Origin of the sequence: Mucilaginibacter corticis, from assembly GCF_007558865.1 — a bacterium.
GTDB lineage: Bacteria > Bacteroidota > Bacteroidia > Sphingobacteriales > Sphingobacteriaceae > Mucilaginibacter > Mucilaginibacter corticis.
In genome coordinates this window covers 809,357-826,918 of record NZ_VLPK01000002.1, presented here as the reverse complement: position 1 = coordinate 826,918, position 17,562 = coordinate 809,357, and the positions used below count along the sequence as shown (strand labels likewise).

The window sequence follows — 17,562 nt, the reverse complement described above, 5'->3', positions numbered from 1 at the left end:
AATAATACCAATAGCCTTATCCCCGTTTTTTAGCAATTATCCAGGGGTTGATAAATCTCCGGCGTTTTTTAGTTTTCAGACAACTTGCTATTATAACTAACAAGCGATATATTTATTTGCTGACATTAACTACATCTCAATGAAAATAAACACCGCTGCAAAAATTGGTTTAATTACTATTATGGGAATGACGCTGCTTTACGCCTGTAAAAACAAGGAAACAAATGATCGCCTGGCGAATGACCCGGTTTATACAGACCGGGATACCACCGTTAAACCGGGCGACGACTTTTTCCAGTATGCCAACGGCGATTGGTTAAAAAAGCACCCTATCCCGGCTGCCTATTCGTCATGGGGAATAAATCGTGTGATACTGGATGAACTGCGCGACCGGCTTAAAAAGATCAATGAAGACGCGCTCAAGGCAAATGCTGCCAAAGGAACTGCTACACAAAAGATCGGCGATTTTTATTATACCGGGATGGATAGTGTGACAATTGAGAAACAAGGATTGTCACCACTAAAATCCGAATTAGCTAAGATCGATAATATCAACAGTATACCTGCCCTGCTTGATGAATTTGCACACCTTGAAACCATTGGTATAACTACCCCTATTGGCGCTTATGTTGGCCAGGATGCCAAAAACAGCGCAAAAATGGTTTTACAATTAGGGCAATCAGGTATTGGCCTTCCCAACCGCGATTATTATTTCAACAAGGATCAGCACAGTGTTGACATACGCACCGATTATCAGCAGAAGCATTTGCCGGCACTTTACAAATTGATGGGTGCAAGCGAAGCCGAAGCCAAAAAGTCTACACATAAGGTATACGCGTTAGAAACGTTCCTGGCTGATAGCTCAAGAAAGTTGCAGGATCTTCGTGACCCGTATAAAAACTATAATAAAATGCCTTTAGCCGGATTAAGTAAGCTTGCGCCAGATATTGACTGGAAATCGCTTTTTGAAAAAATGGACTACAAAAACGTCGATACCGTTATAGTTGGCCAGCCCGAGTATTACCGGGCCGTAAATAAAGCGCTTAAAACTTATTCGCTTGAAGATTGGAAGGCTTACTTACGTAAAAGCCTGGTGGCAGAATTAAGCCCGTTCTTAAGCAACGCATTTAATGATGAATCGTTCCGTTTTTATGGTACGGTATTAACCGGCCGCAAGGCACAATTGCCACGCTGGAAACGGGTTATCGACAGTGAAAACGACGCGATGGGCGAAGTGCTTGGCCAATTATTTGTTAAGGATTATTTTTCTGAGGCGACAAAAAAACGTTACAGCGACCTGGTGGAAGCGGTACGTACCAGCTTCAAGAAACACATTGAAAAACTGGATTGGATGAGCCAGGGGACAAAAGAAAAAGCCTATGCAAAGTTAGCCAAGGTGGTATCTAAAGTTGGTTACCCGGACAAGTGGAAAGATTTTTCATCATTATCTACAGATCGTAGCTCGTATGTAGCTAACATGATTAGCGCCAATAATTTCTGGCACCGTTTTAACGCAAAAAAATTAGGCAAACCGGTAGACAAAACCGAATGGGGCATGACACCGCAAACCTGGAACGCTTATTACGACGCCTCTAACAATGAAATTGTACTGCCTGCGGCGATGCTGATGATACCAGATGTAAAGGATGAAGACATGGACGACGCGGTGATCTATGGCTATGTCGGCGCATCAACCATAGGGCATGAAATGACCCACGGCTTTGACGACCAGGGCCGACAGTACGATGCTGCCGGTAACTTAAAAGGCTGGTGGACCCCTGCCGATTCCGTGAATTTCACCAAATGCGCACAGGTGTTGATAGATCAGTTTAACGGTTACAGTATTTATGGTTTGCATGTAAACGGCAAGGCATCGCAAGGCGAAAACATTGCTGATCTGGGTGGTATTGTAATCGCATTAGACGCGTTCAAGAAAACCGACCAGTACAAACAAGGCAAAACAATTAACGGCTTAACCCCGCTGCAACGTTTCTTTTTAGGTTATTCTTTAGGCTGGATGATCCAGGACACCAAAGAATCCTTATCGAGCCAGATACTGACCAATGAACATGCACCCGACTTTATGCGGGTTAACGGCCCGTTTACCGACGTGCCTGAATTTTACGATGCATTTAAAATTAAAAAAGGTGATAAAATGTGGCTTGACCCGGCTAAGCGGGTTAAGATCTGGTAGCGCAGGTTAAGTTGCTCAATATTAAAAGGGACAACCCGCTCCGGGCTGGATGTTTTCGTGATCAATGGTCAATACAGGTTTTCCGCTTTTGAAAGTGATCAGCCAGATCGTATCATAATCATTTGCCGGCCAGGTTAATGTTCCCTCTACACCAAGTGCTTGAGCAATGGCGATAAGTTCTTTATGTTCCCAAACCACCAGCACTGTACCACTGCGTTTTTGTAATGTTCTGGCCAGTTTGTCGCTTTCTTCAACGGTATACCGTGTATTTATCGGTAAGTTATATTTAACTGCCATCGGCCACGCAGTTTGCAGCATGCGCACGTTCTTAGTGCTTCGGCCAGTGGCTGGGGCCGGCGCGAAGATTTCTGAAGGCACTCCGAATTTGTTTTTGATCACGCTGGCCAACCTGGTGGCGCGGTCAAAGCCGGCACATGAAAGGTTATCCCCCGTCAACGGCTTCTCGGCATGCCGGATCAGCACTACACGAAGTGTCTCCTGCGCTTTGCGGCATATGGAAATAAAAACAAGACAGGTAAGTATCAAATATCTCATCAGGCAAATATAACTAAACCGGCATAAGGGTGTTTTTTTAAGTCTAACTGAAATTATGAGTGTTCACAGATAATTTGAAGATTTAAAAAAAAATAAAAAAGCCTGTAATCTTATGATTTACACGCTTTTGATGTGTTTTGAGTAAGATCTCAGCGGTGAGGGAGGAACTTGAACCTATTTTAGCTCAAGTAAGCCATATCTCTAAAAATCATTCAATTTCAAGTATAAATTCCTGTAATAATTATCCACAGCAATAACAAATTGCACACAATTACTCGCTTAATTGCACCCAAATTTGCACCCTAAGTTACCTGTTGTCACCAACATGTAAGGGTAAAATTTCTTGTGGATTTAACACGATTAATCAAACTGCATTTAGCTATATTTACTGTAATAAATTTTTTACCCCGAAATTTAATAACCCAATGCAGAATATCCTACCCTGGATGCGCCGCGATGAACTGGAAAACAGGAACTTCGGCCTTGATCTTTTTCGTTTTTTTGCCATCACCCTGGTACTGATTGATCATACCATGTTAGGCCTTTTTAAGTACCGGTCTCTAAGGCCGTTTGAAGACTATTGTGGTCTAATTGGGGTTGAACTGTTTTTTGTGCTGAGCGGTTTCCTGATAGGTACCATCATCATTAAAATTCACGATAACACCGACGTGACCACCTTTAAAAATATCAAGAGTTTTTGGGTGCGCCGCTGGTTTAGAACGCTGCCTAACTTCCTGCTGGTTTTTGCCATATACCTGGTAGTGTTTAACCTGTATAAGTTATATATACCGTACTATAAATTGCCGCTATACCTGGTTTTTCTGCAGAACTGCTTTTCTACCGAGCCAGGCTTTTATGGCGTAACCTGGTCATTAAGTATAGAGGAGTGGTTTTACCTGACATTCCCACTGATATTACTGGCGTATCAGCATTTTGTTCCGCGTAGTAAGCAAAAGAGTATATTTTTCACCATTGCGACTTTTATAGTAATCTGTTTGCTGCTTCGTGTGGCCTGGATGCATTTTGATTATCGCGGATGGGATGAAGGCTTTCGCAAGCAGATGCCCTTGCGATTGGATAGCATCTCGATCGGCGTGTTAGCGGCTACCATTAAATATTACTACCAGAAATTCTGGTTCAATAATAAAAACAAAATGGTGGTGTTAGGAATCATTATGTTCTGTTTGGCTACTTCTATTGTTTACCACTTTTTCTTGCGGGGCAATTTGATGCAAAAAAACTTTTTTATGGATACGTTCTATTTTACTATTATGAGTGTTGCCATAGGTTTGTTACTGCCATTTGTTTACTCGCTTAAAGCCCCGCGTTTAAAGTTTATTCAATACGCGGTTACTTATGTAAGTATCATCTCCTATTCTTTATATCTGATACATCCTATATTTTCATACCTTGTTCCGTATTACTTTGCCGGCAGATTAAATCCGATAGTTGAGTCGGCAATAATGTGGGTGTTGGTAATTATAGCGTCGCACTTGATATATAACCTGTTCGAGAAGAAAATTACCGTGTTGCGTAATAAGTATTCTGATAAAAAAGAACCGGCAGCAGCTTAGTATCTAAAATAAAAAAACACTGCCGGGTTTATCGAATTTACTGTTCGGGCTGAACTGTGTAGACAGGAAATTTACACACTGCTTTTTCGCCCGCTTTGTGTAGATTTCTATTGCCCATGTTGGTGTTGTCAGGTAACTATATACGTGTTAGACCATGTTATAATAAAAAAGGCATTTCGTATTTGAAATGCCTTTTTTACATATAGGATTATTAAATTAATTTAATAACTCCATATCGTCAGTTATATCAGTTATGTTAGATTTTAAAGTGTTTTTCAACGAAGTTAAATTCATCACAGGTATATGGATCGCATCCAATCCGCTTAAAGCCGAAACTGCCAAAACGTAAGACCTAATGTATGGAAATACCAACTGGATTGTGAAGGGTTCTGCCTTTAATATTGAACAGGAAATAATGCGCAACGAAATACGCGGAGTTGGGCGAGGCCAGGAAAAGCACCGCTTTGGCGATTTATTCGGCGCTGCCCTAGCTTGCCATCGGCACATGGATATAATGGTTAAAACATTTGGATTTGCACCCCTTTTTGCCCCCTAAAATTATTGAACGTAAAAAAGGGCCTTAACGTTGCGTTAAAGCCCTTTTTTAAAAACATCTCAGCGGTGAGGGAGGGATTCGAACCCTCGGTACAGTTTCCCGTACGTCAGTTTAGCAAACTGATCCTTTCGGCCTCTCAGGCACCTCACCGTGTAATTTTCAGTAAAAACCCCTTTTTTCAGGGACTGCAAATATAGCAATTAGGTTAAGCCGACAAAAAAAAATTAATAATCTATTCGCACATGGTAAATACTCATGAGCATCTTCTTAAATATCGTCTTTATGGTTTCAATATCCTTTAAAGTTATATTACTGTCTTTCAATTGGTTTTGATCAAGCTTATACTTTACAATACGATCTACCAATGCGCTGATAGATTTTTCGTCAGGCTCTTTTAATGAACGCGAAGCGGCCTCAACCGAGTCTGCAAGCATCAAAACACCCCCTTCTTTTGAGAAAGGAATAGGTCCCGGGTACCTAAAAGTGTTCTCATTGATGATTTTTTCAGGGAAATTTTTTAAAAACGACTGATAAAAATAATCCACCCGGGTATTGCCGTGATGAGTGCGGATAAAATCGATTATAATTTCAGGGATATTCTCCTTATGAGCCATCTCAATACCCTTATACACGTGCCTGATGATGATTTGCGCGCTTTCTTCATAAGGCACCTTATCATGCGGATTAAAGCCCGAATTTTGGTTCTCCACAAAAAACAGCGGGTTCTCCATTTTACCAATATCATGGTACAAGGCCCCTGCCCTAACCAATAACGCGTTACCTCCAATAGCATAGATGGCATTTTCTGCCAGGTTAGCTACCTGTAACGAATGCTGAAAAGTACCTGGAGCAGTGAATGCCATTTCGCGCAACAACGGCGCGTTGGTGTTTGTAAGCTCTATCAGCGTGATGTCTGATGTTATAGCAAAGATCTTTTCAAACAGATAAATTAACGGGTAAGCCAATAATGTTAACAGCACGCTTACAACAAACGGAACAAAATTAAGCCAGTCGATATCGATCAGGCTGCCTTCCCTTATTAAAGAGATACCTAAAAAAGAGACAAAATATGTAAAGGTTATGATCACTGCCGAGATCAGGAACTGCTCGCGACGCACCAGGTTTTTGATACTGTATATAGATACCATACCTGCCGTGATCTCAAAATAAGCAAACTCAAAACTGTTTGGCACAAAGAAACCGGCGATCAGTACTACCAATAAATGAATATTCAATGCCAAACGGGTATCAAATAAGATCCGGATGATAATAGGTACTATACAATAAGGTATAAAATATAAATTGGTTGGTATTTGCAGCTTTATAGCCATTGATAAAGTAAACAGCATAGCTGTGATTACCAATAATATCAGACTAACCAACCGGTTATCAGCATAGATATCTTTTCTGAACAAGTACAGAAATATCATTAACAGCGCTATGGTTATAGCAACTAAAATAAACTGTCCTGCGAGTACCAGTTTTGGGTTACCGTTTATCCGGGCATTATCCTCAAATGCTTTTTTGTAAGATTCAAGTTTCTGATAAACCTCATCATTTACAACAGATCCTTTAGCTACAATAACGTCACCTTTCTGTACCATACCCCGGGTTAACGATATACCTTCCAGCACTTCTGTTTCCAGTCGCGCGGTTAACTTATCATCGTAAAGTATGTTATTTTGAATGCGGTTTTGCAACAGGTCAAGCAAAAAGGTTTTGTCAATGTCTGCACGTTTACTTAACTCCTGTCCACAGTAAGCAAGTGCAGTTTCTTTGGTAAACAGGTCTGATGTATTTTTTTCTGTAGATACGTTTTTTTGCAGGATAGTAATAGAATATCCGGGGCTTTGCTGGTATTTTGTATTCAACCCTACTACGCCTTTATTATAAACGGTGCTTAGTAGATCGGTCCCTTCTAAAATATATCTTTCTTTCAGCTTGTCGTCAATGCCCGCGTTGTGCCATTTTATTTCAAGATCATTCCTGAAACCATCAATTTGCTGCTGGGCAACGTCTTTATTTAACTGGTAAAGCTGGGTTGTACTTGCCAATGCGTTGCGGCGATCGGTCTGTATCTCGGTTTGTGTTTTTAATATCGCAAAGTTATAGGGTGATATCAGATCCTTTTGATTCCAGATCCTTCCCTTTTCAATCTCGTAGCTAAACTTGGCCTGTTTGGGTAGCGAATAGACAATTAAACAAGTACTCACCACCATCATTAAGAACTTGACGTTACGGGCGTATTTGCGGAGTAAAGCCTTTTGGCGCGAAGACGAAAGTGTTGCCATTTATTAAGTTAAGCGCTCAAAAATAATATATTTTATGCGATATGATTTTTTTTATTGCTTTTGTAAGCAAAACAAGCACAATAAATACTATGCAAGCATAGTATTTATTAATAGAAATATAAATAAATTTGTAGTCAAATAATCTATTTTATGAGAGAAGTAGTTATCGTATCGGCCATCCGTACCCCTATCGGGAGTTTTGGCGGCAGTTTGGCATCGCTTACAGCAACACAGCTGGGTGCTATTGTTATTAAATCGGCTGTTGAAAGATCGGGGCTTAAGCCTGAACAGATCCAGGAAGTTTTTATGGGTAATGTACTGTCGGCCAATCTGGGCCAGGCGCCTGCAACCCAGGCCGCGATATTTGCCGGCCTTCCCTATTTACCGGCTACCACTGTTAACAAAGTTTGCGCATCAGGAATGAAAGCTATTATGCTGGCCGCACAAAGTATAGCCACCGGGCAAAATGATATTGTGGTTGCGGGTGGTATGGAAAGCATGAGCAATGTGCCTTATTATCTGTCAAAGGCGCGTACGGGTTATAAATTAGGTAATGACCTATTAATTGACGGCTTGGTTGAAGACGGTTTATGGGATGTTTATAACGATTACCACATGGGGTCGGCAGCTGAGCTTTGCGCTACGGAATGCAACATCAGCCGTGAAGAACAGGATGCTTACGCCATTGAATCATACAACAGGGCCATCAATGCTCAACACAGTGGTAAATTTGTCAATGAGATCACACCCGTAGAACTTAAAAACAAAAAAGGAGAGGTTACATTATTCAGTGATGACGAAGAACCCGCAACTGTAAAGTTTGATAAGATCCCCACATTAAAACCTGTCTTTAAAAAAGACGGCACCGTTACTGCGGCAAACGCGTCGACTTTAAATGATGGCGCTGCAGCTTTAATATTGATGAGTAAAGAAAAGGCTGATGAAATGGGCATTAAACCCCTAGCTAAAATTATAAGCTATGCGGATGCCCAACAAGCACCCGAGTGGTTTACCACGGCGCCATCAAAAGCTATTCCGCTGGCATTGCACCGGGCAGGGTTAACCGGCGACGATATTGATTATTATGAGATCAATGAAGCGTTCTCTGTGGTATCTATCGCCAATAACCAGGCGCTTAAATTAGATCCGTCGCGCGTAAACGTTAATGGTGGTGCGGTTTCTTTAGGTCATCCCTTAGGTGCTTCGGGTGCACGTATTGTTGTTACTTTATTAAGTGTGTTAGCACAGAATAATGGCAAATATGGTGCGGCCGGAATTTGCAACGGCGGCGGTGGCGCAAGCGCAATTGTTATTGAAAATTTACGTTAATATATAAAATCAAGTATATTTACCGGTAGTGGGCACTCATATTTCAATGGCGATAAGAAAACTCGCCTTAGTTACATTTTCGATATTTTTTTTTTCACAGGCTTTTGCGCAGCGTATTGACGAGGGCGGGCTTAAGCAATTAAATTTTTACCAGGATAGTTTAAAACATTTAGGCAGTACCTTTATTAATGATGCCAATGACCTGGTACGCAAAAACGCCAATTACCAGTTTATAAAAACGCTGGTAGCCGCTTTAAAAACACCAAACTCTTTTCTTTTTCCGTTTGATTCTGTTAAAACCATAACGCTTACCCGCTCGCCAGACGACAGGTTCAGGATCTTTAGTTGGCATGTGGCCAATGATGACGGCAGCTACCGTTTTTATGGCGCTATCCAGGCTAACAGCACCGGGCCTTTAAAACTATACGGTTTAGAAGATTATACGCCTCTTCTTAAAAGTCCTGAAGATTCGGTAACCGATAATCGCAAATGGTTTGGCGCCCAGTATTACACCATAATACCTGTTGGCAGCACTAACCCCTATTATGTTTTGCTGGGTTGGAAAGGCAACAATGATCAATCTACCAAAAAAGTTATCGAAGTACTATCTTTTAAAAATGACAGGCCGGTATTTGGCATGCCGGTATTTAATGGTAACGGCCGAAAACGCAAGCGGATAGTTTTTGAATATGCACGCCAGGCATCCATGTTATTAAAATACATCCCTTCACAACACCTCATTGTATTTGATAATTTGTCACCGGCTGATAAAAAAACAAAAGATAAGCCAGAAACTTATGGCCCCGACCTGACTTATGACGGCTACCGTTTAATTGGCGAGCAATGGAGCTATGTTGACAACCTGGATATGAGAAATATCCCTAATGAGGAGGATGCCAACTACATTGATCCGCGGGCTACAATTGTCCCAGTAAAGGCTACTACTCCAATCAAGAAAAAAAAGGTACAGTAATTATTCAAAATAGTTTGCGTTTGCAGGCTGCATTTTCATGGTTTTTATTTACGGGAATAATAGTATTTTAGGCAAATTAAACTGATCTTATGTCTCAACAATCTTTAGCAGCCGATGCTGCTACTACAGAAGCGAAATACCCCAGAAGTATCCCGTATATTATAGGTAATGAAGCGGCAGAACGCTTTAGTTTTTATGGTATGCGTTCCATAATGGTCACTTTTTTAGTGGCGCAGTTTTATAGTAAATTATATAATCCAACTGTAGCTGATGCAAAGGGTAATGAAGTCGTTCATCTTTTTGTTGCTTTAGCATATGCGTTACCCTTTGTTGGCGGACTTGTAGCCGACTGGTTCACCGGCAAATACAAAATAATTTTATGGATATCAATTGTATACTGCTTCGGTCATCTTTGTCTTGCATTGTTTGACACAAACCTGAATGGTTTTATGGTTGGTTTATTACTAATTGCCATAGGTGCAGGTGGTATAAAATCATGTGTTTCCGCAAATGTTGGCGATCAATTTGACAAAACAAATCAAACATTATTATCGAAAGTATATGGCTGGTTTTATTTTAGTATCAATGCCGGGTCAGTTTTTTCAACATTATTAATTCCCCCTATATATAAAAATTATGGCGCCCAATGGGCATTTGGTATTCCGGGTCTGTTAATGGCATTAGCGACAATCATTTTCTTTTCAGGTCGTAAACTTTATGTTAGAGTTCCTCCTGGTGGAATCAATAAAAACAACTTCGTTTTTATATCTGTATATGCGTTATTTAACATTGGTAAAAAACAAAAAGGTCAATCTTTATTAGATGTGTCAAAAGGTAAATTTAATCCGGAAAAAGTTGAAGGAGTAAAAGCAGTGTATCGGGTAATGGCTGTATTTATGTTCGCACCAATATTTTGGGCCATGTGGGATCAAAACTTATCTGAATGGGTATTACAAGCCGAGAAGCTGGATAGGCATATTAACCTGGGCTTTACCAGCTTTACCATATTAGCCGGACAGGTACAAACCGCTAATCCTATTTTCTTATTATCGTTTATACCTTTGTTTACGTATTTTATTTATCCGTTTTTCGATAAAATAGGTCTAAAAGCCACTCCTTTACGTCGTATAGGTGCCGGTTTAGCTTTAACAGCATTATCATTTGTAATCATCGCATTTGTACAAATCAGTGTAGATGCCGGCGGGCATCCATCTGTCTGGTGGCAAATATTTGCTTATGTAGTATTATCTGCTGCCGAAGTACTGGTATCAATCACCGGTTTGGAATATGCTTATACCCAAGCGCCAAAATCAATGAAAAGCACCATGACTGCTATTTGGCTATTAACGGTTTCTATAGGCAATCTTTTTGATGCATATGTAAACAATAGTATTTCAAATCATGGTTTTTTTGCCAAGTACACAGGGTCTAATTTTTATTGGGTGTTTGTAGGAATATGTACTGTATTCCTTATATTATATTTATTTATATCGCCGCGGTTGAAAGAGCGAAATTATATTGATGAGCCCGATGCCGAATTTCAAGGAAATGAAGTTATTGCGCAAACCAATAATTTATAACCGTAATTAACGTTATAAAAAAAGCAGGGAATATTTATTGATCCCTGCTTTTTTTATTTTATATACGTGGTAAATCTATTATTTTCGTAAACTTTTTATACTTTTTTATCTAAAGCCAATATCCAATAGTGCCAGATAGCATAATTATTATACCTACCTATAACGAAAAAGAAAATATTGAACGGATGATCCGCAAAGTATTTTCTTTAGCGCATGATTTTCATATTCTGATTGTTGACGACGGATCGCCGGACGGCACCGCCTCGATCGTTATAGACCTTCAAAATACATTCACCGGCAATCTTCATATAGTTGAACGCGCAGGCAAACAAGGCCTCGGTACCGCTTATATTCATGGTTTTAAATGGGCCATTGAACATCAGTACGACTACGTTTTTGAAATGGATGCCGACTTTTCGCACAATCCGGACGACTTGGTAAAACTTAGGGACGCATGCGTTGAGGGATCGGATGTATCCGTAGGATCGCGTTATATTAAAGGTGTAAACGTGGTTAACTGGCCAATGAGCCGGGTGTTGATGAGTTATTTTGCTTCTGTATATGTCAGATTTATAACAGGTATTGATATCCAGGATTTTACAGCTGGTTTTATGTGCTACAAACGCCATGTTTTAGAGACTGTTGAACTGGATAAAATAAAGTTTGTAGGCTATGCCTTCCAGATAGAAATGAAATACACCGCGGTAAAACATGGCTTTACCGTTACCGAGGTCCCAATTATATTTACCGACCGTACCGCAGGTACTTCAAAAATGTCAAAAGGTATTTTTAAAGAAGCTTTTCTTGGCGTTTTAAGTATGCGGATCAATAGTATATTCAGGAAGTATCCCGAGGGTTGATTTGATTTCGGATTTCGAATATCCAATTTCGGATTTATCTTTTATCAGACCGCTTTCAACTTATTTACCCTCTATTAAATCCGAAATCGAACATCCGAAATTCGAAATAATAGATTAATTTCGTCAATCATGAACGAGCATCTTGATCCTGACCGCGAACGGTTATCACCAACAGAACGTGATATTGAAAAGGTTTTACGCCCGCAGGTTTTTGAGGATTTTACCGGTCAGTTTAAAATATTAGCCAATTTAAGGATCTTTGTACAGGCGGCCCGCCAGCGCGGCGAAGCGCTTGACCACGTATTACTACACGGCCCGCCGGGATTAGGCAAAACAACCCTTTCGCATATTATAGCAAACGAAATGGGTGTCGGGATAAAAATCACATCCGGCCCTGTATTGGATAAACCCGGCGATCTGGCAGGTTTGTTAACCAATTTAGAGACTGGCGATATTTTGTTTATCGACGAGATCCACCGTTTAAGCCCCCTGGTTGAAGAATATCTTTACTCAGCCATGGAGGACTTTAAGATAGATATTATGCTGGAAAGTGGGCCTAATGCGCGCTCGGTACAGATCTCGCTTAACCCATTTACATTAGTAGGTGCTACAACAAGGTCCGGCTTGCTTACCGCACCTCTAAGGGCGCGTTTTGGCATAAATGCAAGGTTAGAATATTACGATGCCAAGTTACTGACTACGATAGTATTAAGATCAGCATCTATTTTAAAAACACCTATAAGTGATGAGGGCGCTTACGAGATTGCGCGCCGCAGCCGCGGTACGCCACGGATAGCCAATGCGTTATTACGCCGTACGCGTGATTTTGCCCAAATAAAGGGTGATGGCAATATCGATACAGCAATTGCACAATACGCCCTTAACGCGCTTAATGTTGATGAGCATGGGCTGGACGAAATGGACAATAAAATATTGACCACCATCATCGATAAATTTAAAGGCGGCCCGGTTGGATTAAAAACCATAGCCACCGCTGTTGGCGAAGATGAGGGTACTATTGAAGAGGTTTACGAACCGTTTTTGATACAGGAAGGTTTTTTAATGCGAACGGCCCGCGGACGCGAAGCTACCGAGAGCGCCTACAGGCATTTAGGCAAAATAAAACTCGGCGGAAATGCTTCCTTATTTTAAGTTTTTATTATTACTATTGCTATCATAATTAATATTTTAACATTCAAAAATCAATCAACTAAACACTATAGTTTTTAAACTATTAACCCTTATGAAACGAATACTCCTTTTTGCATTGCTGCTAACGTGCGGCAAAACCTTTGCCCAAATAGTTACCAAGGTAACAGACCCGGTTGACTGGGTTAACCCGTTAATGGGTACGGATTCAAAACCCGATCTGTCAAACGGTAATACATACCCTTGTATAGCTTTACCATGGGGCATGAACTTTTGGGCGCCGCAAACAGGTCCGAACGGCGATGGCTGGGCATATACTTATGATGCGCACAAGATTCGCGGCTTTAAACAAACGCACCAACCATCACCATGGATGGGCGATTACGGCCAGTTTTCTATCATGCCTATGACCAAGCACCTGCAGGTTAACCAGGATAAACGCGCCAGCTGGTTCTCGCATAAGGCAGAGATTGTAAAACCATACTACTACAGCGCTTATTTAGCCGATTATGACGTTACTACTGAAATAGCACCTACAGAACGTGCTGCTCAATTCAGAATAACTTTCCCAAAAGCCGACAGCTCATTTATAGTTGTTGATGCTTATGACAGAGGATCATATGTAAAAGTGATCCCCGGCGAAAACAAAATTGTGGGTTACTCAACCCAATATGCTGCCGGTAAAATGAAGAACTTTAAAAACTACTTCGTTATTTACACCGATAAGCCATTCACGTTATCCCGTACTTATAATGGTGATGTTGCTACAGGCGATTTAGAATCAAAAGCCGAGCATGCTTTGGCTGCTATTGGTTTCAAAACCCATACCGGCGAAGTTGTTCATTTACGTGTTGCATCTTCATTTATCAGCATTGAGCAAGCTGATTTGAACGTAAAAAGAGAGTTAGGTACAGATAACTTTAACGTTACTGCTCAAAAAGGCAGGGCTGTATGGAATAAAACTTTAAGCCGTCTATCTGTAGCCGGCGGTACTGTTGACCAGACACGTACATTCTATTCAAGCCTTTACCGTATGTTATTCTTCCCTCATAAAATGTATGAGTTAGATGCTTCAAATAAAGTTACGCACTACAGCGCTCAAAACGGCGAAGTTATGCCGGGCTATAAATTTGGCGGAACAGGTTTCTGGGATACTTTCAGGGCTTTATATCCTTTCCTTAACTTGGTATACCCGTCTGTTGACCAGGAAATGCAACAAGGTTTGGTTAATGATTACAAAGAAGGCGGCTGGCTGCCTGAATGGTCAAGTCCTGGCTATGCAGATTGTATGATTGGTAATAACTCAGCTTCTATCGTTGCTGACGCTTACTTAAAAGGCTTACGCGGTTATGATATCAACACACTTTGGGAAGCTGTAAAACATGGCGCTAACAATGTTGGCCCTGAAGCTACCGGCCGTCGTGGTGTTGAATACTACAATACCTTAGGTTATGTACCTTATGACGTGAAGATCAATGAAAACGCTGCCCGTACATTAGAGTACGCTTATGACGATTTTGCTATCTATAAATTAGGTAAAGCTTTAGGCAAACCTGAATCAGAAATTGATATCTACAAGAAAAGAAGCTTAAACTACCGCAACTTGTATAACAAAGAAATTGGTTTAATGCAGGGCAGAAACAAAGACGGATCATGGGTTAAACCATTTAATCCATTGAAATGGGGTGATGCCTTTACCGAAGGTAACGCATGGCACTATAGCTGGGCTGCTTTACACGATATCCAGGGTATGATCAACCTTGAAGGCGGTAAAAAGCAATTTGTTACCAAGCTGGATTCTATCTTTATCATACCGCCTGTTTTTGATGACAGCTACTATGGTGGTGTGATCCATGAGATCCGCGAGATGCAGATCGTTAACATGGGCCAGTATGCACATGGTAACCAACCTATCCAACACATGTTGTATCTGTATGACTTTGCAGGCGAGCCATGGAAAACACAATTCCACGTGCGCGATGCCATGAACAAACTGTACAAAGCCACTCCTGACGGCTATTGCGGTGACGAAGATAACGGACAAACATCAGCCTGGTACATCTTCTCGGCTATGGGCTTTTATCCGGTATGCCCTACCAGCGGCCAGTATGCTTTAGGTGCACCGTTGTTTAAAAGCTTAACAGTTAGCCTTGAAAACGGTAAAAAACTATTGATCAATGCGCCAAACAACAGCCCTGATAACAAATACGTTCAAAACCTTACATTTAACGGCAAGCCGTATGATTTCAACTATGTAAACCATACTGACCTGTTAAAAGGCGGTGTTTTAGATTTCACCATGTCTGCACAGCCAAACAAAACAAGAGGTACTAAAGATTCAAGCTTCCCTTACTCACTTTCAAATGAAAAATAAAATTTCGGGCCTTTTGTTAAAGGCTGTTTTTGTAGTGTTTTTAAGTGCATTGGTCATTAATGCCAACGCGCAGGACAAACGCCTTAGATTGGGCATTTACGGGCTTAACCATGATCACATACTGGGCTTTTTTAACCAGATGAAAAAAGGAACGGCCAACGTAGTTGGTGTTTATGAGCCAAGCAAGCCGCTATGGGAAAAATACAAGAAACGCTATAACCTGCCCGACTCGCTTTATTTTGATGATGTCCACAAAATGATCAAGGCCGTTAAACCTGACGTAATGCTGGGATACAACGCGGTTGGCAATCATGTGGACATTGTTGAAGTGTGCGCGCCTTTGCATATCCCGGTAATGGTTGAAAAACCATTGGCGGCCACCTTGCAACAAGCAAAACGTATTGAGGCATTAGCCAATAAATACAATGTTAAAGTATTGGTGAACTATGAAACTACGTGGTACCCATCTTTCCAGTACATTCATGACCTGGTTGGCCAGGATAGTATCGGTAAGATCCGTAAGATGGTGATCCGTGATGGCCACAGCGGGCCTAAAGAGATAGGTTGCAGCCCTGAGTTCCTGGCATGGTTAACCGATCCTGTACTAAATGGTGCAGGCGCGCTTAATGACTTCGGTTGCTATGGTGCTGATCTGGCTACATGGCTGATGAAGGGTCAGCGCCCAATAGCGGTTACCGCTATTGCCAAACATTACAAACCGCAGGTATATCCTAAGGTTGAAGACGATGCCACCATCCTGGTTGAATACCCTACCGCCACCGCTTCTATCGAAGCATCATGGAACTGGGCGCTAAACATAAAAGACATGGAGGTTTGGGGCGAAAGCGGCGTTATCCACGCCTTCAACGGCCAACGCGTTCAGTTTAGAACTCCAAAAGAGGAAACCAAGTTTACTTTAATACACGATGCAAAACCACTTGCGGCGCCAAATAACGACCCGCTGGTTTATTTAACCGCTGTATTGAGAGGCGAGATCTCTGGCGAAGGCGACCAGGCATCCTTAAAATATAACATGATAGCCATGGAAATATTAGATGCGGCCAAACGCTCAATCAACGAAGGTAAACGCATTGTTTTACAACCGTAATAAAACATTACCCGCCTGCGAAGCTCTCACAGCTTCGCAGGTTTATTTAATAACTAATACCACCTGCTAATGTCAAAACTATCTATCGCTTTATTATCACTTTGTTTATTTGCAACCGTTAAAGTCAACGCCCAATCAAATGCGGCAGCAATTATGGCGCGCAAACAAGTGCCTGTATTGTGTTATCACCAAATCCGCGACTGGCGACCAAAAGACTCAAAAAACGCCAAAGATTATATCGTACAAATAGCAGCTTTTAAAGAGCACATTAAAATGCTTGCCGATAGCGGTTATCATACCATATTGCCTGATCAGCTGTACGCATACTTAACAACCGGCGCAGCTTTACCTAAAAAGCCCATCATGCTTACTTTTGATGATACCGACGAAGACCAATACACCATTGCAGCACCCGAGCTTAAGAAATATGGTTTTAAAGCGGTTTATTTTGTGATGACGGTGTCGTTAGGCCGCCCACATTATATGACCAAAGAGCAGGTTAAGGCATTATCTGACGCGGGTAACGTGATAGGCAGCCATACCTGGGACCACCACATGACCAGCAAATACAAACATGATCCTAACCCTAAAAAGGACGACTGGGTGATACAGGTTGATAAGCCAACCCAAAAACTGGAAGAAATAACCGGCAAAAAGATAACTTACTTTGCTTATCCGTTCGGCATCTGGAATAAATCAGGTTTTCCTGAATTACATAAACGCGGTTTTAAAATCGCTTTCGCCCTTGCAGACAAGCGCGACCCTAATGACCCGTTGATGTGCGTTCGCAGAATACTGGATAGCGGCTACTGGAGCACTAAAACTTTAAGTAACAGCATTAAACACAGTTTTTAATTATCGCTGCTTTTAACATTAACAAGGGCTGTCCTATACGGGGCAGCCTTTTTTATTTTAACGTTGCCACAATTTAAATAAGTAGTCACATACAAAAAGACCGCCCCTTTCAGGGCGGCCCTCTCTTCAAACTAAACCAACATTACTTATTATGAAAACACTCT

At 41.3% G+C, this 17,562-nt stretch carries 12 protein-coding genes and 1 tRNA gene; 10 read left to right on the top strand and 3 right to left on the bottom strand.

The features are described 5' to 3' along the window. The first annotated feature begins 139 nt into the window (after positions 1 to 139). The gene (locus tag FO440_RS14220; protein WP_144248928.1) at positions 140 to 2,194 is read left to right on the top strand and encodes a M13 family metallopeptidase; all 2,055 of its coding nucleotides are present in this window, start codon (positions 140 to 142) and stop codon (positions 2,192 to 2,194) included. A gap of 21 nt (positions 2,195 to 2,215) precedes the next feature. Here the strand turns inward: FO440_RS14220 and FO440_RS14215 are convergent, their stop codons facing one another. Next, positions 2,216 to 2,749, bottom strand: a complete 534-nt coding sequence (locus tag FO440_RS14215) for a histidine phosphatase family protein (RefSeq protein WP_144248927.1) — start codon at positions 2,747 to 2,749, stop codon at positions 2,216 to 2,218. 425 nt (positions 2,750 to 3,174) lie between these two features. Here FO440_RS14215 and FO440_RS14210 point away from each other — a divergent pair, with 425 nt between their 5' ends. Beyond that, positions 3,175 to 4,323 (top strand): acyltransferase family protein, encoded by a 1,149-nt coding sequence (locus FO440_RS14210; RefSeq protein WP_144248926.1) that lies wholly within the window; start codon positions 3,175 to 3,177, stop codon positions 4,321 to 4,323. Between the two features lie 619 nt (positions 4,324 to 4,942). Here the strand turns inward: FO440_RS14210 and FO440_RS14205 are convergent. Both FO440_RS14205 and FO440_RS14200 read right to left on the bottom strand, forming a co-directional pair. Further along, positions 4,943 to 5,029: transfer RNA gene (locus FO440_RS14205), tRNA-Ser, on the bottom strand. 74 nt (positions 5,030 to 5,103) lie between these two features. Further along, a complete protein-coding gene (locus FO440_RS14200; protein ID WP_144248925.1) occupies positions 5,104 to 7,170 on the bottom strand; it encodes an HD family phosphohydrolase in 2,067 nt (688 codons plus the stop codon). A 150-nt stretch (positions 7,171 to 7,320) separates the two neighbouring features. Here FO440_RS14200 and FO440_RS14195 point away from each other — a divergent pair, with 150 nt between their 5' ends. The 8 genes from FO440_RS14195 to FO440_RS14160 all read left to right on the top strand — a co-directional run bounded on the left by FO440_RS14195 (position 7,321) and on the right by FO440_RS14160 (position 17,398). Beyond that, positions 7,321 to 8,499: an acetyl-CoA C-acyltransferase gene (locus tag FO440_RS14195; RefSeq protein ID WP_144248924.1), complete on the top strand. Its 1,179-nt coding sequence runs from the start codon at positions 7,321 to 7,323 to the stop codon at positions 8,497 to 8,499. A gap of 46 nt (positions 8,500 to 8,545) precedes the next feature. Next, complete coding sequence (locus FO440_RS14190; RefSeq protein ID WP_144248923.1) at positions 8,546 to 9,472, top strand: hypothetical protein; 927 nt, start codon at positions 8,546 to 8,548, stop codon at positions 9,470 to 9,472. A gap of 89 nt (positions 9,473 to 9,561) precedes the next feature. Further along, positions 9,562 to 11,052: a POT family MFS transporter gene (locus FO440_RS14185; protein ID WP_144248922.1), complete on the top strand. Its 1,491-nt coding sequence runs from the start codon at positions 9,562 to 9,564 to the stop codon at positions 11,050 to 11,052. A gap of 128 nt (positions 11,053 to 11,180) precedes the next feature. Further along, entirely contained in the window at positions 11,181 to 11,912 is a 732-nt protein-coding gene (locus FO440_RS14180) for a polyprenol monophosphomannose synthase (RefSeq protein ID WP_144248921.1), read from the top strand. A 129-nt stretch (positions 11,913 to 12,041) separates the two neighbouring features. Beyond that, positions 12,042 to 13,064, top strand: coding sequence for a Holliday junction branch migration DNA helicase RuvB (gene ruvB, locus FO440_RS14175; protein ID WP_144248920.1), 1,023 nt, complete (start codon positions 12,042 to 12,044; stop codon positions 13,062 to 13,064). Positions 13,065 to 13,155: 91 nt separating this feature from the next. After that, positions 13,156 to 15,435, top strand: a complete 2,280-nt coding sequence (locus FO440_RS14170) for a GH92 family glycosyl hydrolase (protein ID WP_144248919.1) — start codon at positions 13,156 to 13,158, stop codon at positions 15,433 to 15,435. Then, the gene (locus tag FO440_RS14165; protein WP_144248918.1) at positions 15,425 to 16,543 is read left to right on the top strand and encodes a Gfo/Idh/MocA family protein; all 1,119 of its coding nucleotides are present in this window, start codon (positions 15,425 to 15,427) and stop codon (positions 16,541 to 16,543) included. Before FO440_RS14170 ends, FO440_RS14165 begins: the two co-directional genes overlap by 11 nt. Before the next feature lie 69 nt (positions 16,544 to 16,612). Next, positions 16,613 to 17,398, top strand: a complete 786-nt coding sequence (locus FO440_RS14160) for a polysaccharide deacetylase family protein (RefSeq protein ID WP_144248917.1) — start codon at positions 16,613 to 16,615, stop codon at positions 17,396 to 17,398. Positions 17,399 to 17,562: the final 164 nt, after the last annotated feature.